Raw genomic sequence first — 23,781 nt, forward strand, 5'->3', positions numbered from 1 at the left:
TTGAAAAGAACAAATTCAAGACTCCGCCGGAACAAAAAAGTAACAGAAGAGTATTTACCTATAAAACTGTTTTTATTATAATTTTCAAACCAACCCACTACTCAAAAGATAACACCTTGAAATACTACAATACTTTTTGTAGCTTTATACCTATATATAAACCTTAGCCAACCTGGATGAAACAAATACTTTTAGTAGTATACACCACACTGCTTACGCTGATACTGAATGCACAAAATGTAGGCATAGGCACCAACGCTGCTACAGAAAAATTAGAGATCAAAGGAGGAAAATTAAAGTTTACCGATAACGGGGAGATCATAAGCGCCGACCCGTATCACCGCATCCTGTTCCGGCGAACAGAAAATATGCTGGAACTCAGGGAATGGGGCGATATCATTTTTTCTTCGGGGGCAACAGACAGCAATGCCACCAATACCATGATCATTGAAAAACAAAGAAAGGTCGGCATCGGCACATCAACACCCAACAATGCAAGCATATTAGACCTAACGTCTACCAATAAAGGTTTTCTGCTGCCCCGTATGACGGCCGCTCAAAGAGATGCCATTGCTACACCTGCGCCTGGCCTGATGATCTGGTGTAAAGATTGCGGCGATTTTGGCCAGTTACTGTCGTATAATAACAAAAGATGGGTAACTACCACTAACCAAACACCCGACAGTGGCACACCAACCGACCTGTCCGTCGGACAATCATTTCGTGGCGGTGTGGTGGCCTATATATTACAACCCGGTGATCCCGGTTATGAACCCGACTTGAAACACGGACTGATAGCTTATCCAACAGACTTTACAGATACAGCATGGTTCAATGGAAGTTTCAATGTTGTGGGAGCTTTCAGTACCGCATTTGGCACCGGAAAGAGTAATACCAGTCTCATTGTTGCAGCCTTAGGCAATGGAAATTATGCAGCTTCTCTCTGTGACAAACTGGAGAAATCCAGATACATTGATTGGTATTTACCCAGTATTGATGAATTAAGAAAATTATACAATAACAAAGATCTGATCGGTGGTTTTGATAATACTAAAATCTATTGGTCATCTTCAGAAAGCAGCAATTTTCAGGCTATTGGTTTATTCTGGAACGACGGTTCTTATTTTGGTGTTGGTAAAAATAACCTTGGTAATGTAAGGCCTGTAAGAAACTTTTAAACTTCAATGCTATAGTAAAGCAACATGAAAAAAAATATTCTGATCATTTGTACGCTGTTCTTTGTGCATGATGTGATGGCGCAAAACATTGGTATTGGTACCAACACGCCTACAGAGAGGTTGATGATAGAAAGCGGCAACATAAAATTTACAGATACAGCAGTTATCTATTGTTATGATAACTCACATGCTATCCTTTTCAGAACAAATGAAAAAATATTGGAGCTGAGGGAAAGCGGCGATATCAGGTTTTGTCCGGGCGGCGAAACGCTTACCCCCACACCCGTTATGACCGTTAAGGCCAATGGCAGTGTTGGTATTGGTACAACCACCCCAAACAGCACTTCCATTTTACAACTATCGGATACGGCTAAAGGATTTTTACCACCACGACTTACCAACGAACAGCAACTATCAATTACAAACACTCCTGCAGGATTGGTAGTGTGGTGCAGCAATTGCGGTAGTACGGGTCAGTTGCAGGTATATAACGGCACCAATTGGACTGATATGCAGGGCAACCCTCCGGCAACCTGTGTCACCAATGGCACTGTAAGTATAGGGCAATCTTTTCAGGGAGGCATTGTAGCTTATATATTACAACCCGGAGATCCCGGCTATGACGCATCAAGAGCACACGGGCTTATTGCTTCAGTTACAACATTAGGTTCTGCGTCGTGGGGAGAAGCCAATGCAAATGAAGGAGCATCCGGCACTGCAATTGGTACAGGGTTAAGTAACACAATGAAAATTTTACCCAGCGGCACTTATGCAGCCACTGTTTGTACCAATTATGTGTATGGCATTTACAACGACTGGTACCTGCCAAGTAAAGATGAGCTGAATAAATTATATAATAACAGAACAACTATAGGTGGCTTTCAGTTAGGTGTATACTGGTGCTCTACTGAGGCATCTGCCACCAAAGCAGTGAGCCAATCTTTTCAGAACGGAGCGCCTTCAGGTTTACAGACAAGTTACGATAAAGGAACTTCATTATTGATAAGGGCTGTCCGCTCATTTTAATACCCATTGCTATGAATGTATTACGATCATACATAAAAAAAATCATTCCGCTATTCATTTTGGTATGTACCAATGCCAACGGCTTTGCACAAAACATAGGCTTTGGCGTTAGTAACCCTGCAGAAAAATTAGAGATAGATGGAAAAATAAAATTCAGAGATACCGGTAAGATCATTGCCGTAAATAACCTGCATCGTATTCTTTTCAGGCGCAATGAACAAATAATGGAATTGCGTGAGGAAGGCGATATCATACTTTCAGCCAATGCCGTTTCGGGTAACGAAACATCCACTATGATCATAAAAAATACAGGAAGCGTAGGCATCGGAACAAAAACTCCCAACCCTGCTGCCATACTCGATCTTAGTAGTAACAATAAAGGATTTTTACCTCCCAGCATTACTTATGCACAGCGACTTGCCATTGCAAACCCGCCTGCAGGCTTAACCATCTGGTGTAATAATTGTGATACGGCCGGGGAATTACAAGTATATAACGGTACCATGTGGACGAACGCTGTTGGTGGTACTGCACAACCATACATTCCCAACAGGTTATATATCGGTCAATATTACCAGGGCGGCATTATATTTTATTTATTGAAAGAAGGAGATCCCGGTTTCGATCTTTATGTTCAACATGGTTTGATCGCAGCTCCTTCCGATACTCCTAATACTGTACAGGGAAGTGGCAGGTGGGCCTGGAGTATCAACAACACCAATATGAAAGCAGGAAGCTCTACTGCTATTGGTAGCGGCAATGCCAATTCAAATCTCATTGTTAATAATAGTGCCGCCCCATACCCTATTGCTGCCCGTATGTGCCTGGATTACTCTGCAAATGGTTACAGCGATTGGTTTATGCCAAGCAAAGACGAATTGAACCAGTTGTATGTGAACCGAAGTGTAGTTCCCGGTCTTGCCAACAGCACCAAACTATATTTCAGTTCAAGTTACTTTGTGCCAAGAGGATCACAATTTTCAGATAACTTGTGCTGGGGACAAGGTTTTGATACCGGCACCCAGGCAGCCATCCCCTATAACCCACAAGCCCAGTGGCCTATCAGGAAATTTTAGTGATAGCAAATGTCCTGGTCAATTATAAGTTAGGAATAAATAGTTGCTGTATAGTTAAGTAAGCAGCATAAACAACCAAACTTGCGGAAATAATATTCATAAAAACTTTGCTGAAAGATTTGCCTGCAGCAAATTTTGCCAGGAGTATAAAAGCCGGAGCTGCAAAACAAATAAATGCAAGTTCTATCCCTACATTGTACATCACTAAAGGCATTTGAAAATTACTTTCACCAAAACCTACTTCCTGTAAATTAGCAGACATACCTACACCGTGTATCAATCCGCAAACGAATACTGCTATTATACGAGGATTCTTTAACTTAAAAGCAGTGATGTTTTCTCCGGCAATATAAATGGTGGTTAGCAAAACAAGCGTCTGCATTACATAAGCGGATACATTAATAAAATGCAAAGCACTTAGCCATAAAGTAATAGTGTGCGCTACAGCATAAGCCATTAGTTGTTTCATAACAAATTCTTGTTTGGAACCAAATAGAAACAGGCTCAATACAAAAATTAAATGCCCCATTGACAAAGTATTAAAACTTATAGCACCTAATTGCAAATAAGCGAAAGATGAACTGGGTCTGGAGATATGAGTCAATTCTGTAAAAGACACAGTTGACCATAAGATTTTAGTCAGTAATACAGAAAGTAATAATAAACCTAAAACTTTTACACTATTGGTCCATTTGCTGTTTCTGTTTGCAATAAAAGAATTCATAATCAATTGGTATTAAATCTTACTTACGTAAGAAGGTTTTTGGGGGTTTGGTTGTATGCGAAAAACCAATACGAACCCGATTATTAAACAAATGGAGTCAGCTGCATACTGTTGATGCTGACATCCTTTTCAAAATAAATTGATCATTCATTGCCATAGGCTCCATGAAGACAAGTACAAAAAATATTGATATAGCAAGGAAAAAATAAGGCTGCCTGTTAAATAGCAGGATTGACGAGGCTTATTGCAAGTCATAGATTTCAGGTTCATGATATTTGGATTTTATACCCCAAAAAAACTATGAATCTTTAATAATAGTATACGCCCCAACCGAGATGTTGTGTTTATGTGATTTTGATCAACTGTAGAATTGATAAAGATCAATATATTGAATGGTCTGTATGGAATTGTAGCCGATAGAATTGAAATTGTACGAGCAGCGTTTACCTGTTATGAAAGAGGTTATCCGGATCTTATCGCCTTGCTTCGTAACTCCTAAGCCAAGTGGGTAGGTACGTTAGTTAACCTTATCGCTACTACATGTAAAATATAGTGACGTCCTCCCCTTGCATTATACCAAAGCAGAGAGTCATTGCCCGGAAACGAGATAATTAAGCTTTATGAGGCTTCTCCCTCAGGTACTTACGAATTTCCGGAACAGAATTACCAACTTTATCAATGATGGATAATAATTTTTCCGGTCCTATTCCTAAATGGGCAGTCCACCATATAAATTCTCCGCAATGATTTACATTAATTTTTTCAAAATTAGAGGGCAATTTTATTTTTAATTCATTACTCATGTCTGCATCACTAAAGTTGATCTATCAAATTTAGTGATTCTTGAAAAATTATCCATCCCTTTGCGTTCTTTCTCCATTTACCGGGGCTGTTTGCCGATGCATCTTTGCACTGTCAATATCGACAAACAAAATAAAACATACACGATGAAAAATTTCACAGTCCCAACAAGAGAACAAGTTGCTCCCGCCAACCAAACCATTTTCGACAACCTGCATAAAGCACTGGGCTTTGTACCAAACCTGTATGCAACGATCGGGTATTCAGATAACGGCTTAGGCAGATACCTTGCATATCAGAATGCAAAATCATCCTTAAGCAATAAAGAAAAAGAAGCAGTCAACCTGATAGTGAGCGAAGTAAATAATTGTTTGTATTGCAAAAGTGCACATACCCTTATTGGCAAGATGAATGGCTTTACAGATGAACAATTGCTTGATATCCGCAGGGGCAAAGCAACAGATGCTAAACTGAATGCATTGGTAAAATTAGCAGCAGGTATTACAAAAAACCGTGGCAGAGCAGATGCAGAACTGGTAGATGATTTCTACGCACAAGGCTACACCAACGAAAACCTGGTAGACCTGATATTGCAGGTAAGTGATAAAACCGCTATGAACTATTTGCACAACCTTACGCAGATACCGGTTGATTTTCCTTTAGCTCCGGTTGTAGAAGCTGAAGCAGTACTCAACTAGTACAGCAATATTCATTAAGCCGGGAAATGCTTCCCGGCTTAATTTTTACAGGGGAAAATTATCCATCCCTTTGCGTTAATCCTCCATTTGCAAACAAAAACTTTAGTTGCACCTTTACACTATAAAAAATCACCACATGGAACAACGTCACCCACTACCACCTTTTACGATGGAAACAGCTTTACAAAAAGTACAAATGGCAGAAGATGCCTGGAACAGTAAAGATCCTGAGAGAGTTTGCCTGGCTTATACCATCGATACAGAATGGAGAAACAGAACAGAATTCATCAATGGCAGAGAGGCAGTAAAAGAATTCTTAAAAGGTAAATGGGAAAAAGAACTTGACTATACCCTTAAAAAAGAATTATGGGGATTTAGAGAGAACCGGATGGCAGTAAGGTTCGTATATGAATATCATAACGCCGAAGGACAATGGTTTCGTGCCTATGGCAATGAAAATTGGGAATTTGACGAAAATGGTTTGATGTGTAAAAGATATGCAAGCATTAATGATCTGCCGATAAAAGAAAGTGAAAGACAATTGAAATAATACAATCATTTTTATGAAAGAAGATAATATAAAAACTAAAGGAGCTGCTGTAGTTATTCCCGACGAATGCGGAGATAGCCTATGGGATGAGGTATTGCAACAGGAAGTGAAAGCGTGTAAAGCAAATGCCATATCGGACAATGCTGTTTCTTTATTGATCAATATTGAAAAAACAAACCAACAATAACATGGCTAAGAATTTTGCATCAATAGCATTTACCAATGCGGTAAAAGCCGTACAGGAAAAATTCGGCAGCAGGGTAAGTTATGCAAGAGTGGAAAGAGATACTTATATCAATGGTTTAACGGAGAATGAAATTGATTTTATTGAACAGCGTGACAGCTTTTACATGGCAAGTATTGGCGAAAATAATTTTCCATACATACAGCACCGTGGCGGGCCAAAAGGTTTTGTAAAAGTACTCGATGATAAAAGGATCGGTTTTATCGACTTTAAGGGCAATATGCAGTACATATCAGTAGGTAACATTGCCGTCAATAATAATGTAGCATTGATCATGGTTGATTATCCTTCAAAAACAAGATTAAAAATTTTAGCTAAGGCCGAAGTGATTGAACTAAAAGATAATCCTGAATTATATAACCTGCTCAACCTGAACGATTATCATTTTAAACCCGAGCGCATGATGGTTTTTAATATAGAAGCTTATGATTGGAATTGCCCCAAACATATTGTGGCAAGATATACCGTAGAAGATATTGCCGAAGTTTTTGCAGCACAAAAAGATCATATCACACAGCTGGAAACAGAAATTAAAAGCCTGAAGGCCAAACTAAGAGAGGCTTCTCAATCAACAATATAAATTGTACATTCATACATGCTTAATCAATCTACATTAACATTGGTAAATCCGCAGAACGGTAATCTTGCTTTCAAATACCTCGAGTTTGATGACAATAGTTTTTTCGATCACATCCAACGCAATAATTATTTTTCATTGATCTGGATCACCGAAGGCAAAGGAAAATTAAATGCGGATTTTGCTGAGTACGATTTTGAAACCGGCAACCTGTTTGCCTTCTCTCCTTACCAGCCTTATATGTTTAATACAATACAATCAATAAAAGGGATCGCTATTTATTTCCACCCCGAATTTTTCTGCATCTATAAACACCATAAAGAGGTTTCCTGCAACGGGGTATTGTATAATAATATTTATCAGCCTCCATATGTAAAGCTCGACGATAACTCTACTGCAACTTTTACAATGATCTGTGAGCAAATAAAAGCAGAAATGCAAAACGCCGATCTGGCACAACATGAACTGCTGGTTTCATATCTGAAAATATTATTGATCAATGCGGCTCGTTTAAAAACGCAGCAACAACCAGATGCAGCAACGATCATTACAGATAATAAAGAACCTTTCATTCTTCAAAAATTAAAAGATGCCATCGAAGCAAATTTTAAAACAAAACACTCACCTGCCGACTATGCCGAACTGCTTTTTATAACTCCTAAAGCTTTAGCCAAGATCACCAAATCATATTTTAATAAAACACTCAGCAGCATGATCAATGAACGGATCATCATTGAAGCTAAACGGGAATTATACCTGACCAATAAAACCATCAAAGAGATTGCATGGGAATTAGGTTATGAAGATGAATATTATTTCAGTCGGTTCTTTAAAGTGAATGCAGATGTATCTCCGCAATTGTACAGAGATACAGTTGGTTATGCAAGAGCTACTGCATAAGCATTATCAAGATATTTATCACCTTTTTGAGCGCTGATAGGCCTCCTCTGCCGCAGATCTTTGTCCCGGCGGGGTTTTCGCCTCACACTTCCCGTAAATTAAAACTGCAATTGCGAAACCCCGACGTTAAACAGCTTCACAACATATAGAAAACCATTCTGCAATTTTTAAACTTTAGCTGTATCAAATGGAAAAGTATTCAACATCGGGGTTTCACAGAAAGAATATAATATTTGAAAAGAACAAAGTGAAAACCCCGCTGGAACAAAAAGTAAGGTTGGTGAAAGATTAATATCCCCACATGGGCGCAAGCATTCGCTTATGCCAAATTTAAGTAGTGCGTCAGTTTTTAAATATATTATAATGTAGAATTACCAATGTTCAGTTTACAGTAGTACAAAAGTTTAATCAGGGAACCATCCCCAAAACGGGATGTAATCGTTTTGGGGCGGCTTTTTTGGTTACTTTTTTTCCGCAAAAAAAGTAACAGGAGATCATTTACTTCTAAAACTTTTTTTATTATATTTTTCAAACTTTTGTCCCGGCGGGGTTTTCGCCTCACACTTCCCGTAAATTAAAACTGCAATTGCGAAACCCCGACGTTAAACAGCTTCACAACATATAGAAAACCATTCTGCAATTTTTAAACTTTAGCTGTATTAAATGGAAAAGTATTCAACATCGGGGTTTCACAGAAAGAATATAATATTTGAAAAGAACAAAGTGAAAACCCCGCTGGAACAAAAACTAACAAGTAATAGTTGAATAAACTAGTTACCCTCTGCCTTGGTTTTATAACTCCATTCCCTGAACTTCTACATCTAAAACAAGTGGCAACGGTACAATCACCCAGGAGGATGAGGTATTGTCAAAATATGTGCAGGTGCTTTTATTTCGAGCTCCAACAATATATGGCACTCCGCTTGCGCTTGGCAACATGCAGTTAAGTGGTAAAGTCATTTTGCCACTTAAATCAAGCGCATTTTTATATACGCTTTTAAATTTAATGTTGCCATATGTAGGGTGTTGATATTCTATCCATACTTCAATATCTATGAATCCACCGGAAGATAAATTGTCTCTTGGGATAAATGCCGGCACAAATGTTTTTAAAGTGCTGTGTCCGGAAATTATGATCAATTTTTCTCCTTTCCAATTGTTCACCGACGAAGTTATAATAGTGGTATCATAATCGTTAGCAATAACAGTTGCTTCCAGACCATCATAACAGGCAATAGCCGCTTGCCAGCTGGCCAAACCATTTTCATCGGATGTTAATACTTTATTTTTTCCGGGTTGGCCGCCCTGAATTTTTATTTGTCCGTTGACATCCAGTTTTGCACCGGGGTTGTTAGTGCCAATTCCAACATTTTGTCCAAAATTGTTTAAGCATAATGTTATCAGCAGGGTAAAAAAAATTGCGCTTTTCATTGTACTTGTTTTAATTAATTAGTAATTGATGTCTCCCGAAAAATATAACAGGATGGTTATAATAAATATGATATTAGTCAGCAAAAAAACTGTCTAATTCCGACACAGATACGCCAAAGAGAGCGCAACAAAAGGATATATTCTCAGCTTTTGTTCTTACATTCAATTTTCTATTTTCAATCAACGGCGGTTACGGGCTGACGATTTTTAAATACCCCACATCGCTGATACTTCACCGTCGGTAAAAAACATTTTTATCTATGCAATCAAGATCGATCATATCCATTGTATTGTTATTCATTTGCTCCGGCGCTTTTGCTCAAAAAGTAGATAAAGGCGTATCTGATGAACTTGCCGCCTGGCGCAAAAAGGAGATCAGCAACATACAATACCGGTTAAGCTTTCATATACCGGCTTCTACCAAACATATCACTGCCAAAGAGGTCATTCAATTTGATCTGAAGCATACAGATAAAAAAGTGCAGATCGATTTTAAAACTGAAGGAAAGCAAATAAAAAGTTTAATTGTAAATAATAAAATAGTAAAACCGCAGCTGATCAATGAGCACATCATTGTAGAACCTGCTTTACTTTTAAAAAAGAATAACCGGGTACAGATCGATTTTAATGTGTCGGGCAACTCAATAAAAACAGACACCAGTGGTTTAGTGTATACTTTATTTGTACCTGCCAACGCAAGGGAGAGCTTTGCTTGTTTTGATCAACCCGATCTTAAAGCAAAATTTGAATTGACCTTGACCATTCCTAATACATGGGTATCCGTTAGTAACGGCAAAGCTGTAAAACAAACAGCAACATCTACCGAAAAGACCTGCTACTTTGAACCTACCACCCCTATCAGCACTTACCTGTTTTGTTTTGCTGCCGGTAAATTCAATGTGTATTCAGAAACAAGAGATGGTCGTACCATAAATTTCTATTACCGTGAAACCAATAAAAATAAACTCGATTCTAACCTGGCCGATTGTATGGACCTTCAATTCAAAGCATTGGCTTTCGTTTCAGATTATCTTCAATCAGCATATCCGTTCAGTAAGTTTGATTTTGTGGAGATCCCCGGATTCGGCGTAGGAGGAATGGAACACCCCGGCTCCATATTCTATAAGGGAGATGAGATCTTTCTTGAAAAACCATCCGCAACAGACATCTATGTACGCAAACGCACCATCGGACACGAAGTGAGTCATATCTGGTTCGGCGATCTGGTAACAATGAAATGGTTCAATGAAGTTTGGCTGAAAGAGGTCTTTGCAAATTATATGGGTGATAAGTTTACCAACACACAAGGTGTAGATAAAGACTTCAATAAAAAATTTTTACTGGGCAATTTTCCACTCGCCTATTCAGTAGACAGGTTCCCTTCTTCCAATCCTATTCTGTTACAGCTACCTAACCTGGATCAGGCCGGCCTTGCCTATGGCGAGATATCTTATTTTAAGACACCCATCATGATGCATCAATTGGAACTATTGATTGGTGAAGAAAATTTCAGGAAAGGCATACAGGATTATATCAAAATATATAAATGGGGCAATGCCGATTTTAGCCAGCTAATTGAACAGTTTAAAAAATACACTACTGCCGATCTCGATTATTGGTTAGAAGCATGGGTAAAAAAACAAGGCAGGCCGGTTATTCAATATACTATCGACACTACCGGTGGTATCATCAATGATTTTTCGTTTACACAATATGGTGAGTATGATACAAAAAGGATCTTACCACAGAAATTCGATATGATGCTTTACTATGACAGCAGCACAACAGAAACCATTCATGTCAATATGGTCAAAGCAGCTCAAAAGATCAGTGAGATCATTGGCAAAAAAGCTCCTGCTTTGATCCTGTTCAACACATCAGGCGAAGGCTATGGGGTATTCCCCATTGATAAAGCATTTGTCAATAAAGGACTGCGTAATACTTCAGTAGTAACAAGAGCATCGGCTATCGTAAATCTTTTTGAATTAATGCTCCGGTCAAAAGAAAAAGAGCCCGGTCAATTGTCTACTCTATATAAACCGCGGCCAAAAGAAATGCTTGATATATTATGTTCATTGGTGAGTAGAGAAACGGATCGGCAGTTGTTAGAAAGAGAACTCAGATATATCTCAACCATCTATTGGAATTTACTCAAACCGGCAACCAGGCAAAAGGTTGGTCCACAAGTGGAGGAAACTTTATTGAACGCAATACAACAACAAACAATACCCAATAGAACTTCAATCTTTAGAACCTATATAAAGATAGCCGAGTCTGCCAGGGCCAATGATTCCCTGTATCTTTATTGGAGTAAAAGAAAAGCCCCTTATGATATTTCTATTGTCCTGTCCGACTTCACCGCTATAGCCACCCACCTGGCTCTAATGAATTATAAGGTAGATGAAGTACTGAAAACCGAACTCGACAGTCTGAAAAATTTTTATGCAGATCATAAGTCATTCTTATTTCTCACAAAAGCGCTTTCAAATAATGTTCAGGTAAGAGACAGCTTTTTTAACTCATTACTGAAATACGAAGGAAGAATTGAAGGCAGTGATGTGATAACCAGTTTATACTTGTTACACCATCCGCTCAGGCAGAAGTATAGCAAAAAATACATAAAGCAATCCCTGGCTATTTTAGCTGATGTGCTACATACGAACGATATATTTTTTGCTCCCGACTGGATATCCGGCACATTGAGCGCTTACCATGATAAAGAAACTGTACAATTACTGCAATCATATCTTTCTAAAAGCCACCCGGAAGTTCCATACTTGTTAATGCAAATAGTAAGACAAAGTGCGGATTGGGTGTTTAGGGCCGAAGCAATTTCGGAATAAACTGACGCTGATGATCCCCTATTGGCGCAAGTATGCCAACGAATGTAATGCCCTTACCGAAAGCATTCGCTATGTGTGGTAATCAATATTTACAGTCAAACAATAGCTATTTAATGTCAAACAATGAATATTTGAGGTCAAGCAATGAACAATTAATGTCAAGCAATGAATATTTGATGTCAAACAATCAATATTAATGTCAAGCAATGAACATTTAAGGTCAAACAATGAACATCTAATGTGAAGCAATGTCATATTATAATGAAGCAATGTCAGGTCAGTGTCAAACAATAAAAATCTAAGGTCAAACAATGAACATCTAATGTGAAGCAATGTCATATTATAATGAAGCAATGACAGGTTAATGTTAAGCAATAAGCATCTGTGGTCAAGCAATGAACACTTATACTTTCTCATCTCTCTGGCATAGCAATGCATCCGGTCAAGGTAACCAGGCGTATCTTATCACGAAAAATGTTTAAATTGAGCCGACAGAAGTTTCAATGATTAAAAGATCAGGCAAGACACAAATACCTAACCCCACAAAGCCATGTCGCATATCTGCACTGGTGGTGAGGCAATAATAAAGGCAAAAAAAACGTTAAGCTATCTCAATTATTAAAAAATATAAAATTACTTATATGGCAGATCACAACCGATTTTCCACTGGCTTGTCCTTAAACAAAATACTTACATTTACTTTTGTATCTATCCTGTCTTTTATGATGATCAGTTTTAAAAGTCAGACTGAAAATAGCTTACCTGCCACAAAAAAGCATTTTATAGGCGAAGCATTTGGTGGTGGTATTGTTTTTTATGTGGATTCAACCGAAGAGCATGGATTCATTGTTTCTAACGAGGATATCAGTACAAAAGCAAAATGGGGGTTTTCTGATACTGCACTTCATGCAAATGCAAAAAATATTGGCGCAGGAAGATCCAACACATCTATCATTACCAAAACACTTACCGACAGCACCCTGGCCGCAGGATTATGTACTCATTATAAAGTAGACAAATTCAACGATTGGTTCTTACCATCAAAAAAAGAACTGGAACTTATATATGACAATCTTAAAACAAAGAATCTTGGAAACTTTGCAGATGCATATTATTGGAGTTCTTCCGAAACTGATTTTAATAATGCCTGGCTGGTAGATTTTAAAAGCGGCATTCCTATAGAACAAAATACCATCAGTTCCGGACATGTAAGAGCAATCAGGGAGTTTTAATAACAAATAAATAAATCGTTGCCCATATCAGCGCAAGTATACAAACAAATGTAATGCTCTTGGCACTGGCATCCGCTTATGGTAAAATGCTCGAATCCCTTCGCCCTGGCTCGTGCTCATAGCAACCATTCTCCTCTTCTCCGCTACCACTGGTGAGTTATAAGCGTAAAAAGAACTACTTTTAACACTTATAACATCCCTAACAGCATGTCCCATTCGTTATTTCAACGCAAAGTATTCCTGATACTTTTTTGCCTTATCACCAGTTTCAATGCAAAAGCGCAATTACGTCAAATATATACAGATCATCAAGGCGATTATGACCAGGTGATAGGCATCAGCTTTTATTCTAACACTCAGGGGTACGTAGCTTTCAATAATTATATCGGCTTTACTTCCGACAGCGGACATACATTCACAAAGAAAACCGTAACCAATATTAATTACAATGGATATACCGGTGTTAATATTTTATTTGGCTTCGCATACAGTGGCATAAAAGCCTTCGATCAAAACAATATTATTTTATACGGGCATTTTGGATTTGTACCGGCAATACTTCGTTCTGTAAATGGTGGCGACTCTTACACATTAGTATATCATTCTCAATACGACCCCTCGCAATTAAGTACCGGTATCATGGACATGATATTTCCGGAAAACAGCTTCACGGGGTATGCGGTAGATGCCGACAGGATCTTAAGAACTACCAATGGCGGTTTTAATTGGACACCGGTATATATTGCCCCCAATAGCTGTTTTGATAAGCTTGAAGCAACCAACGACCTTGAAGTGTATGCATTGAGTGATAATAGTCTTGACAATATTCTTTTTCCTAACGGCCGGATCTTTGATCCTAATAAGATCATCTACACCAAAACCGGAGGATCCGGATGGCAAAAATTAAATGTTCCCACCGGTAATATATATTCAGTTAATTTTTACAGTACTGATAAAGCTTATTTGAATATAGATGATAAAATATTTTATTCCGACAATAACGGAATGAACTGGATACAGAAAAATGATGTGGAGTATAATGGTGTGGGCTTTGAACAAATGAAATTTTTTAATGACAGTACCGGGTATGGAATTGGATTTTCCAGGTATAAAACAACAGACTCCGGAAAAATATGGGAAAAAATCCCAGTTGATAACCCTGACATAGATCAAAATTACCTGCAGAGTTCATGCTTTAGAAGTAAGGACCTGTTTTGGGCAGGAGGCTATAAAGATAACCTCATAGCGATCACTACCAATGGCGGAGGCAATACAATTCCCAGGGCATTTTTCACCATAGATCTTACAGAAGTATCCGCCAATAATTTATATAAATTCAACAATCATAGTAACCCTCGATACACTTATAAATGGTTCAAAAATTCTGTTTTATTTTCAACAGATTACAACGCATCGTATGTATCTCCGAGGTTGTATATTGACACGGTCAAACTGGTGGTGATCAATGGCAATTTTTCAGACACCAGCTCAATGATAGTAGACACCAGGAAAAATACCGCTCCCTGTACCGCCGCATTTACTATAGCCTCCCCGGATACTTCGGCAGTAAAATTTACCGGGCAGGATAGTGCTTTTGGTACCAAACATTATTGGTATTGGGGCGATGGTACTGTGGATAGCTCTTCCCGTATATTAACACATCACTACAAAGTTGTTGGAACATACACAATAAAACATACCGTGTATAATACAATATCCAGGTGCATCGATTCTCTTACAAAAACTGTTACAATAGACCGGCTTAAAAACTGCCTGCTCCTTAGTATTACCAATCAAGCAGACACATTCTATACAAACAAGATCACCTTCAATTATAATTTCGAACGGACATCGGAGAGTTACCCTTCTTACTGGGTAATTGATACTGTTTTCTGGAATTTTGGGGATGGAAAAACTTACAAGCAAACAGGATCTTCTCCATTTGTATATACATACGATTCTTCGAAATATTATAATGTATGCATCACCGTTAAAAATAAGATCACCGGTTGTGTGGCAACAGTTTGTAAACCCATATTTGTATTTCTTGAACCGGGATGTAACGCATCATTTATCAGAAGCGGTAATAGCACTTACTTACCACTTACTTTCATTGGCAGACTGAACGCCAATAATAAAGGAAAAAGAAATACCTGGATCTTTGATAATAAGGATACTGTTAAAACAGGCAATACCAACCAGGTATTAAAAAAATATTTTGCAACCGAAGTAAATTCTTATTGGAATGAATACTCCTACGGTGGATGTCGCAGCATTGCATTGATTGATATTGACAATATAAAAAACCGTACTGTTAAACATATTCAATATGACAGTCTTACTCAATGTTCAGATACAGTAGTATCTGTTTTTACACCAAGCACTGCCGTTAGTGGCCCCAGGATAGAAGTCATTCAAAGTAATATCTTCCCCAATTTATTTACTTATAAATTTTACTACGATTCGATCAAACCATATGGATCAAGATATGGCGTACAGGATGTTGGATCAAGTTATTTTGCTTGCGGTTACAATTATTCATGTACTTCTGCAGAATACATTTATGTAAGACCCGGCAATGTATCTGTTGGCATCGCATCAGGTTGTATTGGTAATAGTGATTACAGGGAAGTATACATGAAATATCACACGGTCACTAACCTGGATACTTGTTTGATCTATCCACCAAAATTTAGTTATAGCGCTGATACCACCAGCCCATTAAAAATTAGTTTTTATGACTCAAGCTGGTTTTATAATAATGCAAAATTTTATCCAAGCCCGCTGCATACAATATATTTCGGAGATGGAGATTCTCTCAAACAATCTTCTTCAAATTTTTCTCATATCTACAAGCGGCCGGGTATATATACGGTTATACTGAAATACTATCAGACCACCGGCTGTAGCAAGACCTATTCAGCACAGGTAAACATTCCATCACAAATTTGCGTTAATGGAAATACCGGCCTAAGATCAGACCGGGCAGGTAATGCTTATCAATGGCAGGTTAACACAGGCAGCGGGTTTACAAACATTCTGAACGGCATTAATTATTCCGGCGCAAATACTGATTCATTAACGATCACTAATTTTATTTCTTCATGGAATGGATATACGTATCGTTGCATGGTTGATGGTAGCAGTAGTCGCCTTTTTAAAATTTTAATAGCCAACACCTGGACAGGTGCTATAAATAATGAGTGGGCAAATCCGGGAAATTGGAATTGTGGTGTAATTCCGGATGCAAATACCTATGTAATTATAAATAGCGGAACAGTAAATGTAAACTCAAACACAACCATTAAAGGGTTGGAGCTTGCGCCTGATGCACATCTTAACATACAAGCCCCTACAACTTTAACAATAACAAATTAGCCCGGCTATCCGTCGTATACTAACGAGTTGTATGTCCTGAGTTTGCAACTCAGGACATACAACATGATCAACAACAACAGGGAATATTTTTTTACCATCAGCAATTTTTAATACATGAGAATAGCTTATTTCCTTTCAATATTGATTCTTTTTTCAGCCTGCAAACACCAAAAAACCTATGTCTCATTTGTTCCACCAGATTATTTCTTCCCGGAAGAACAGGTAGGCAATGGCAAAACATTTACTTATGTAAGTAAAACCAATGGAGAAAAAACTTTTCGGGATATTTTTCACCTAAACATTCATAATATAAATTACTTAATTGTTAGAGCATATGATCAAAATGGCACCACCGACTCATTGGTATATTTAAACAGAAAAATAATAGAAAATTATTCCTATATGTTCGGCAAGCAGAAAATAATTAAAGCAGATATTTATACAGATACGATAATTGATAATGGTAAAAAATTAGGAGAACTGATTTCTACTTTTGAATTTGCTTCTCAGGGATCTACATTTTCAATTGAAACAAAAATGACATACTTAAAGGATACTACTTTACTTTGGAGAGGAAAAGAGACGGCATCAATAGTAACCTTTTCAACTTTCCAGGGCAAACTTCAAAATAACAAATTTCAAAAAGAATTTAATATAGAATCAACTGTATATTCTGCTAAAGGTATAGGTGAGATTAAATATTTAATTAAGGGAAAAGACAATAAAATAAATGAGATAGATCTGGTAGATATTAAAGATATGATCCGTTAACCCGGATACTTCCTCATCCTCCTACATTGGCGCAAGTATACCAACGAATTTAATTCTTTCGGCGTAAGGATCCACTTCTCTTCGAAATAAAAAGAACTTACAATAGAACTATCAGTTTTAAGAATATATCAGTTTTACAAAACATAATGTAGAATTACCAATGCCCAGTTTACAGTTTGAAAATCCCGAGCGTAGTCTCGGGAAGTACAAAAGTTTAATCAGGGAACCATCCCCAAAACGGGATGTAATCGTTTTGGGGCGGCTTTGGCGCCTGTCCCGATTATTTCGGGAGTTACTTTTTTTCCGCAAAAAAAGTAACAGAAGAGTATCTCCAGATAAAAAGGCTTTTATTATAAATTTCAAATGATACATTACTCATTTTTATCAGCTTATTATCTGACCATTTAGTTCATTATCTTTAATCTAATAAACGTACTAAAATGAAAAAATTATTATTACTCCTCCTGCTCTTTCCATTATTTAGCTTTGCTCAGGTTATACCCGATAAAGCCAACCAGATCACTGTGGTAAATAATGAAACTGCTTATGCTAATTTCATTGACGTAAAACTATTACTTGCAAAAAAGGGCATTGAGATCGCCAACCTCGATAAAGAAGCATTTCAAATTGAAAGTGGCCCAATAGCTATTGAAGGTTCAGGCACCAGTTATTATACTTTTATCTGCAGAGATGATAAGATCATTATCACCGGAAAAATAAACTCGTCCAATACATCAGAAACCATTGCAAATACCAGCAAAAAAGATACTCCGGCCAAACTCAGTTTCGACGCTATGAATGATCTTGCTAAACTTTTAGGAGCAAAATTAAAGTACGAGATTTCAGAGTAAAAAGGATCTCCTACATTGGCAAAAATATCAACATCGCATTCCTGCAACTAAGCAAATGTTATGTTGCGAAGTAATAAATTGGTGGTATATTAGCTATCCAATAGTACTTCCCTAAACGTGAATGATAAAATGTGTAGAGCTAAATATATCAGTAGTCTATTATTTGTATTATTCATTAGTATGGATTGTTTTTCACAAACTGATATTACACCACCTGCTATTACCAGCATAAATTTTTCTCCTCAAACAATAGATGTCACCAACGGGGCTGCAGATGTCACTATCACAGTAAATGTAACCGATAATATTAGCGGTGCAAAAATGGTTGTTCCAAATATACAGTTGCCTGGAGGAAATGCTATGGGTCAGAGCGCAACACTGATCTCAGGGACCACACTAAACGGAGTGTGGCAGGCTGTTATTACGATCCCTCAATATTCGCAACCAGGCAATGCAACAATGTATGCTGTTTCTCTCTATGATTCAGCAAACAATAATGCAAATCCATTTTATGCTGATCTGGTTAATCAAAATTTGAATGCAGACTTTCAAATAGTGAGCAATACTATTGACAACTCCGCTCCTTCAATAACCTCAATTAATTTTTCTCCGCAAACAATAGATGTCACCAACGGGGCTGCTGATGTTACTATCACAGTAAATGTAACCGATAATATTAGCGGTGCAAAAATGGTTGTTCCAAATATACAGTTGCCTGGAGGAAATGCTATGGGCCAGAGCGCAACACTGATCTCCGGGACCACGCTAAACGGAGTGTGGCAGGCTGTTATTACGATCCCTCAATATTCGCAACCCGGCAATGCAACAATGTATGCTGTTTCTCTTTATGATTCAGCAAACAATAATGCAACTCCTTTTTATGCTGATCTGGTTAATCAAAATTTGAATGCAGACTTTCAAATAATCAGCAATACTATTGACAACTCCGCTCCTTCAATAACCTCAATTAATTTTTCTCCGCAAACAGTAGATATTACCAACGGGGCTGCTGATGTTACTATCACAGTAAATGTAACCGATAATATTAGCGGTGCAAAAATGGTTGTTCCAAATATACAGTTACCTGGAGGAAGCGGTATGGGCCAAAGCGCAACACTGATCTCAGGGACCACACTAAACGGAGTGTGGCAGGCTGTTATTACGATCCCTCAATATTCTCAACCAGGTACCGCAACAATGTATGCTGTTTCTCTTTATGATTCAACGAATAATAATGCAATTCCTTTTTATGCCGATCTGGTTAATCAAAATTTGAACACTACCTTTCAAATAGTCAGTGGCACAGTACCTGTTAATTGGGAATCGCTTGTAACTGCAACAATTCACGACCACCGATCCATCATCTCATGGTCTGTGTCTTCACAGATCAATAATGCAAAATTTATCATAGAGCACAGTATAGATGGTATACATTTTAAAGTCGCAGGAGAACTAATAGGATCAGAAAGCACTCAAGCAGAGATGAAATATGAATATGTAGATCCTGCACCAAATCAAGGGAACAACTATTATCGTATCAAACAAATTGACAATAATGGTGAATACAGATATAGCAATGTTGCTTATGTTCGATATGAAATACAACAATTGCAGTTATGGCCTAACCCTGTACCGGATATCGTAAATATTACTGTTCCTTATAGTATGGAGGTGTATATTGCTGATCTGAATGGAAGCATTATTAAGAAACATTATCTTACTAAAGGAGCAAACAAATTTTCTTTAGGATATTTAAGTAAGGGGGTATATTTTTTAACTACCAGGAACAACATTACTTATACCTTCATAAAACTATAGCTCCTCCTCTGCCCTCATACGTGCAAAAAATGGTAAAGTTCCAGATACAACTGAATTAATAATATTATTTATTGTGCTACTAAACAATATGAATATTGCAACTCACTCCATCAGTATTATAAGTCAATACTACTGATTTATAATTACGCAATCGTTCCCGTAAAAAGCCGCCGCTATCAGCTAACTACTATCAATAGCTGATTTTAAAATTCAGGCAATAAAAAATTGAGCAGAACAGAATACTTTTAAAAAAATACATGTAGTTTTATCATGTTTTAAAACCTTTGAGCAATTGATTTCCCTCATCGTTCATCTCTACTAAAGAGCGGGATAGTTTTTTTTGATCGAGTAATTTGAACGGGTGTTAAACACAGATATTACTCAATATGCACAGTTTAATATTACGTTTTACTTAATTGTAAACTTATACGTGCAAAATGATTGGTTTTGCTATTCCTTTATCCTAAGTGTGTATTTTATTATTATTTTTTTAATTAATTCCATCAACGGGATTTAATATTATTTTGTTGCATATGAAGTCGAAATTTTCCCTTGTTATTTGTCTGATAACTATTTTTTTATCCTCTCATGCTCAGACTCAAGAACTTTTTGCATATAGCGGTAAGTATAAAGGCAAGCCTACCGAAAATATTTCCGGCGCAACCAAACTCACGCTAAACAGATCAGTTCTGGATCTGTTAAATAAAAACTTAAAAGATAGTGTTCAATTATCGCTTCCTTATAAAAATAACCAAACGTTGGTTCTGAATTTGCATAAAGTAAACCTGTTTAGTTATAATAATGCTGATGTGGTATTGGCAAGTAGTTTAAAACAATATCAGTACAAGCCCGGATATTATTTGCAGGGAAAGATCGCTGGTCAAAGCAAATCCCTGGTGGCCATCAGTATTTTTGAAAAAAGTGTAGGAGGCGTACTATCAGTAAATGGAGAAAACTATACACTCTCTATTGCCAACACCATTGGAGATTACGAAACAGACAATTATATCATATACGCTGATAAACAATATACCGGCGCAAAAATTCAATGCTTTACAAGCGATGACAACGGCAAAAGTATTTCTCTGGAAAATTTAAAAGCAAGGCCTGCCGGAACTTATGTTGGATGCCCGGTAAATATCAATTTCGAACTCTCTTATAGTATTTATGACGGGGCAGGAAGGTCTGTACAAAACGCTTTGAATTATTTTACCATTTTATTCAATGGAATTCAGGCGATATATGCTAATGAAAATATTTTGGCACAGATCAGGGAAGTTAAAGTTTGGGATGTGATCGACCCGGAATATAATATGCTAAGTACCAATAGTGTTTTAAATTCGTTTAAGGCCAGGCTTCCCTGGAATTTTAATGGAAATATTGCCCATTATTTAACTACAAATAAGTTAGGCGGAGGACTGGCATCTTTAGATGTTCTTTGCGGAGGCGGTAAAGGTATGTGTGCAAATCTTTCATTCACTTATGGAGCTTACCCAAATTATAGTTTTTCGATAAATGGTGTAACGCATGAAATTGGTCATAATATCGGATCACCACATACGCATAGCTGTACGTGGCCGGGAGGACCAATCGATAATTGTTCTCCTGTTCTGGATGGGCCTTGCTCAACTGGTCCCACTCCTCCCCCCGGTGGCGGCACGATAATGAGTTATTGTCATACGGTTAGTTCCGTAGGTATCAATTTTGCAAATGGCTTTGGGCCTTTACCCGGTAATCTGATCCGGCAAAAAGTAGTAACAGGCTCTGATCGAATGTATGGATGCCTTTGCGAATGCAGCAATATCAGCTTAGATATTACCACGCAGGATATTGGTTGTGGAAACCCTACCGGCTCTGCTACTGCAGTTGTAACCAGTGGCAAGGGACCCTTTACTTATTTGTGGAGCAATGGCTCTACAGATGCTACGGCTACCAATTTAGCTGTAGGTACATATTATGTTACCGTTAAAGGAGAGGGTGATATATTTAACCCGAACTGCACCGTTACAAAAGGAGTTAAAATTAAATCTTCGGGTAATACGATCACTGTAAATGTATCGCCGTCTACTGCTACAGTTACAAAATGTATTAATGAAACGTATACAATGACTGCATCTGCAGTTCCTGCAGGTAGTTATCAATATCAATGGTTCAACAACGGAGTCGCTATTCCTAATGAAACTAACAACACGTACACTGCTTCTACTACGGGCACTTATTATGTAACTGTTGACAATGGCACCTGTAAAGGACAATCAGCTAATTATAAACTTACATTTCAAAACATCCCTACACCGGTTATTTCAACAAGTGGAACCAGCACTGCTATTTGTTCCAATGAAAATATTACTTTATCCATCCCCAGCACTACCAATTCAATAGAATGGTTACTGAATGGCTCTCCTATTCCAGGAGCTACAAGTAATTCATATGTCGCTAATGCGGCAGGCAATTACCAGGTAAGAGTTTATTCTCCTAGCTCAAGTTCTTGTACAAATACATCAGCTACTACAACCATTACATTAAAACCTGCCCCGGATGCTACAATATCACCACTAGGTACTTTTAATGTTTGTAAAGGATCGCAAAAAACATTTACACATACAGCCAAAGCCGGCGAAACATTTAAGTGGTATAATAACACAACTGCAATAACCGGAGCCAATGTAAATTCATTTACCGCAAGTGCCGCAGGAGTGTATCAACTTGAAGTTACCGATGCCAATGGTTGTAAAACCATGAGCAATACTGCTACTTTGGCAATAAACGCTCTACCCGATTCTGCGCTTTTACCAACTACTGGTTATTTGTTATGTGATGGAGGCGAAGTAATGTTAAATATTAATTCACCACAGCAAGGCATTGAGTATAAATGGTATAATGGCAGCACATTCATTTCTACAACAACTGATGGTAAATTAAAAATATCAAGCAGTGGTAATTATTCTGCTACTATGACCAACAATATCACAGGGTGTTCCAGTACTTCAGATACAACTTCTATTACTATAGCCGCTCCTCCCAAAATATTTGCCGGTAATGATATGAGTATAACAACAGGACAAACAATTCAATTGCATGTTGTTGAAGTATCTAATTTAGGTATAAATAAATTTGAATGGACTCCATCAACAGGTCTTGATAATCCATATAGTGCAAACCCGATCGCTTCATTAAATACAAGTCAATTGTATGTTGTTAAAGGTACTCATCCTTCGGGTTGTACAGCAACAGATTCTGTAATGGTAAAAGTTTACAAAGGTCCTGATATATATGTTCCAACAGCATTCTCTCCTAATGGAGATGGAATGAATGATATACTGAAATGCTTTCCGGTAGGAATAACAAAATTCATATCCTTTAAAGTGTATGACAGAGAAGGAAGAATTATTTACACTACAACCGAAGCTCAGAAAGGATGGGATGGCTATTATAATGGCAAAAGAGTTGATGCAGGAAATTACATTTGGTTTACAGAAGGAATAGATATCAAAGGAAACTTATTAAAAAGAAAAGGCAATGTTATTGTTGTGCATTGATCTGCCAACTGACTGAATCAGTTTACCTAAGAAGAAATTAACTCACTTACTACTATCTGTAAGTAAGCTGTAAGTCTGTAGTGAGCGTATCTATGTAAATAAATTTCAGCGATCTTAACATTCCTTGTGATGATCGTTTATTCA

At 37.6% G+C, this 23,781-nt stretch carries 19 protein-coding genes; 16 read left to right on the top strand and 3 right to left on the bottom strand.

Annotated features, from left to right (window positions below):
- Positions 1-176: 176 nt before the first annotated feature.
- The 3 genes from LK994_RS13355 to LK994_RS13365 are packed head-to-tail and all read left to right on the top strand — an operon-like array spanning position 177 to position 3,280.
- Entirely contained in the window at positions 177-1,178 is a 1,002-nt protein-coding gene (locus LK994_RS13355) for a DUF1566 domain-containing protein (RefSeq protein WP_229760593.1), read from the top strand.
- Between the two features lie 24 nt (positions 1,179-1,202).
- Positions 1,203-2,204 carry a DUF1566 domain-containing protein gene (locus tag LK994_RS13360; RefSeq protein ID WP_229760594.1) on the top strand — a complete coding sequence of 334 codons (1,002 nt, stop codon included), beginning with the start codon at positions 1,203-1,205 and terminating at the stop codon, positions 2,202-2,204.
- Between the two features lie 11 nt (positions 2,205-2,215).
- Positions 2,216-3,280 (top strand): hypothetical protein, encoded by a 1,065-nt coding sequence (locus LK994_RS13365; protein WP_229760595.1) that lies wholly within the window; start codon positions 2,216-2,218, stop codon positions 3,278-3,280.
- A 22-nt stretch (positions 3,281-3,302) separates the two neighbouring features.
- Here LK994_RS13365 and LK994_RS13370 read toward each other — a convergent pair whose 3' ends face one another.
- Positions 3,303-4,004, bottom strand: a complete 702-nt coding sequence (locus LK994_RS13370) for a HupE/UreJ family protein (protein WP_229760596.1) — start codon at positions 4,002-4,004, stop codon at positions 3,303-3,305.
- A gap of 370 nt (positions 4,005-4,374) precedes the next feature.
- On the opposite strand from LK994_RS13370, the gene LK994_RS14560 reads away from it, so the two are divergent.
- A complete protein-coding gene (locus LK994_RS14560; protein ID WP_262907830.1) occupies positions 4,375-4,503 on the top strand; it encodes a hypothetical protein in 129 nt (42 codons plus the stop codon).
- A gap of 112 nt (positions 4,504-4,615) precedes the next feature.
- Here LK994_RS14560 and LK994_RS13375 read toward each other — a convergent pair whose 3' ends face one another.
- A complete protein-coding gene (locus LK994_RS13375) occupies positions 4,616-4,807 on the bottom strand; it encodes a DUF3606 domain-containing protein (protein WP_229760597.1) in 192 nt (63 codons plus the stop codon).
- Between the two features lie 144 nt (positions 4,808-4,951).
- Between LK994_RS13375 and LK994_RS13380 the strand changes: the two genes are divergently transcribed.
- The 5 genes from LK994_RS13380 to LK994_RS13400 all read left to right on the top strand — a co-directional run bounded on the left by LK994_RS13380 (position 4,952) and on the right by LK994_RS13400 (position 7,774).
- Complete coding sequence (locus LK994_RS13380; protein ID WP_229760598.1) at positions 4,952-5,503, top strand: carboxymuconolactone decarboxylase family protein; 552 nt, start codon at positions 4,952-4,954, stop codon at positions 5,501-5,503.
- Positions 5,504-5,639: 136 nt separating this feature from the next.
- Positions 5,640-6,053: a nuclear transport factor 2 family protein gene (locus LK994_RS13385; protein WP_229760599.1), complete on the top strand. Its 414-nt coding sequence runs from the start codon at positions 5,640-5,642 to the stop codon at positions 6,051-6,053.
- Between the two features lie 13 nt (positions 6,054-6,066).
- Positions 6,067-6,240, top strand: a complete 174-nt coding sequence (locus LK994_RS13390; RefSeq protein WP_229760600.1) for a hypothetical protein — start codon at positions 6,067-6,069, stop codon at positions 6,238-6,240.
- A 1-nt stretch (position 6,241) separates the two neighbouring features.
- Positions 6,242-6,877: a pyridoxamine 5'-phosphate oxidase family protein gene (locus LK994_RS13395; RefSeq protein WP_229760601.1), complete on the top strand. Its 636-nt coding sequence runs from the start codon at positions 6,242-6,244 to the stop codon at positions 6,875-6,877.
- A 15-nt stretch (positions 6,878-6,892) separates the two neighbouring features.
- Positions 6,893-7,774, top strand: a complete 882-nt coding sequence (locus LK994_RS13400) for a helix-turn-helix domain-containing protein (RefSeq protein ID WP_229760602.1) — start codon at positions 6,893-6,895, stop codon at positions 7,772-7,774.
- 792 nt (positions 7,775-8,566) lie between these two features.
- Here the strand turns inward: LK994_RS13400 and LK994_RS13405 are convergent.
- Positions 8,567-9,205 (bottom strand): hypothetical protein, encoded by a 639-nt coding sequence (locus tag LK994_RS13405; RefSeq protein ID WP_229760603.1) that lies wholly within the window; start codon positions 9,203-9,205, stop codon positions 8,567-8,569.
- A gap of 260 nt (positions 9,206-9,465) precedes the next feature.
- Between LK994_RS13405 and LK994_RS13410 the strand changes: the two genes are divergently transcribed.
- The 7 genes from LK994_RS13410 to LK994_RS13440 all read left to right on the top strand — a co-directional run bounded on the left by LK994_RS13410 (position 9,466) and on the right by LK994_RS13440 (position 23,637).
- Complete coding sequence (locus LK994_RS13410; RefSeq protein WP_229760604.1) at positions 9,466-12,048, top strand: M1 family metallopeptidase; 2,583 nt, start codon at positions 9,466-9,468, stop codon at positions 12,046-12,048.
- Between the two features lie 641 nt (positions 12,049-12,689).
- The gene (locus LK994_RS13415; RefSeq protein ID WP_229760605.1) at positions 12,690-13,280 is read left to right on the top strand and encodes an Lcl domain-containing protein; all 591 of its coding nucleotides are present in this window, start codon (positions 12,690-12,692) and stop codon (positions 13,278-13,280) included.
- Positions 13,281-13,487: 207 nt separating this feature from the next.
- Positions 13,488-16,658, top strand: coding sequence for a PKD domain-containing protein (locus tag LK994_RS13420; RefSeq protein ID WP_229760606.1), 3,171 nt, complete (start codon positions 13,488-13,490; stop codon positions 16,656-16,658).
- Positions 16,659-16,772: 114 nt separating this feature from the next.
- The gene (locus LK994_RS13425) at positions 16,773-17,429 is read left to right on the top strand and encodes a hypothetical protein (protein WP_229760607.1); all 657 of its coding nucleotides are present in this window, start codon (positions 16,773-16,775) and stop codon (positions 17,427-17,429) included.
- A gap of 440 nt (positions 17,430-17,869) precedes the next feature.
- Complete coding sequence (locus LK994_RS13430; protein ID WP_229760608.1) at positions 17,870-18,280, top strand: hypothetical protein; 411 nt, start codon at positions 17,870-17,872, stop codon at positions 18,278-18,280.
- 129 nt (positions 18,281-18,409) lie between these two features.
- Positions 18,410-20,098: a T9SS type A sorting domain-containing protein gene (locus LK994_RS13435; protein ID WP_229760609.1), complete on the top strand. Its 1,689-nt coding sequence runs from the start codon at positions 18,410-18,412 to the stop codon at positions 20,096-20,098.
- 533 nt (positions 20,099-20,631) lie between these two features.
- The gene (locus LK994_RS13440) at positions 20,632-23,637 is read left to right on the top strand and encodes a M12 family metallo-peptidase (protein WP_229760610.1); all 3,006 of its coding nucleotides are present in this window, start codon (positions 20,632-20,634) and stop codon (positions 23,635-23,637) included.
- The last annotated feature ends 144 nt before the right edge of the window (positions 23,638-23,781 follow it).

Origin of the sequence: Ferruginibacter lapsinanis, from assembly GCF_020783315.1 — a bacterium.
Taxonomy (GTDB): domain Bacteria; phylum Bacteroidota; class Bacteroidia; order Chitinophagales; family Chitinophagaceae; genus Ferruginibacter; species Ferruginibacter lapsinanis.

Excerpts from the sequence above, each read along its gene's own strand:
- LK994_RS13355 (WP_229760593.1), top strand. The coding sequence starts at position 177 with ATGAAACAAATACTTTTAGTAGTATACACCACACTGCTTACGCTGATA.
- LK994_RS13360 (WP_229760594.1), top strand. The coding sequence starts at position 1,203 with ATGAAAAAAAATATTCTGATCATTTGTACGCTGTTCTTTGTGCATGAT.
- LK994_RS13365 (WP_229760595.1), top strand. The coding sequence starts at position 2,216 with ATGAATGTATTACGATCATACATAAAAAAAATCATTCCGCTATTCATT.
- LK994_RS13370 (WP_229760596.1), bottom strand. The coding sequence starts at position 4,004 with ATGAATTCTTTTATTGCAAACAGAAACAGCAAATGGACCAATAGTGTA.
- LK994_RS13375 (WP_229760597.1), bottom strand. The coding sequence starts at position 4,807 with ATGAGTAATGAATTAAAAATAAAATTGCCCTCTAATTTTGAAAAAATT.
- LK994_RS13380 (WP_229760598.1), top strand. The coding sequence starts at position 4,952 with ATGAAAAATTTCACAGTCCCAACAAGAGAACAAGTTGCTCCCGCCAAC.
- LK994_RS13385 (WP_229760599.1), top strand. The coding sequence starts at position 5,640 with ATGGAACAACGTCACCCACTACCACCTTTTACGATGGAAACAGCTTTA.
- LK994_RS13390 (WP_229760600.1), top strand. The coding sequence starts at position 6,067 with ATGAAAGAAGATAATATAAAAACTAAAGGAGCTGCTGTAGTTATTCCC.
- LK994_RS13395 (WP_229760601.1), top strand. The coding sequence starts at position 6,242 with ATGGCTAAGAATTTTGCATCAATAGCATTTACCAATGCGGTAAAAGCC.
- LK994_RS13400 (WP_229760602.1), top strand. The coding sequence starts at position 6,893 with ATGCTTAATCAATCTACATTAACATTGGTAAATCCGCAGAACGGTAAT.
- LK994_RS13405 (WP_229760603.1), bottom strand. The coding sequence starts at position 9,205 with ATGAAAAGCGCAATTTTTTTTACCCTGCTGATAACATTATGCTTAAAC.
- LK994_RS13410 (WP_229760604.1), top strand. The coding sequence starts at position 9,466 with ATGCAATCAAGATCGATCATATCCATTGTATTGTTATTCATTTGCTCC.
- LK994_RS13415 (WP_229760605.1), top strand. The coding sequence starts at position 12,690 with ATGGCAGATCACAACCGATTTTCCACTGGCTTGTCCTTAAACAAAATA.
- LK994_RS13420 (WP_229760606.1), top strand. The coding sequence starts at position 13,488 with ATGTCCCATTCGTTATTTCAACGCAAAGTATTCCTGATACTTTTTTGC.
- LK994_RS13425 (WP_229760607.1), top strand. The coding sequence starts at position 16,773 with ATGAGAATAGCTTATTTCCTTTCAATATTGATTCTTTTTTCAGCCTGC.
- LK994_RS13430 (WP_229760608.1), top strand. The coding sequence starts at position 17,870 with ATGAAAAAATTATTATTACTCCTCCTGCTCTTTCCATTATTTAGCTTT.
- LK994_RS13435 (WP_229760609.1), top strand. The coding sequence starts at position 18,410 with ATGTGTAGAGCTAAATATATCAGTAGTCTATTATTTGTATTATTCATT.
- LK994_RS13440 (WP_229760610.1), top strand. The coding sequence starts at position 20,632 with ATGAAGTCGAAATTTTCCCTTGTTATTTGTCTGATAACTATTTTTTTA.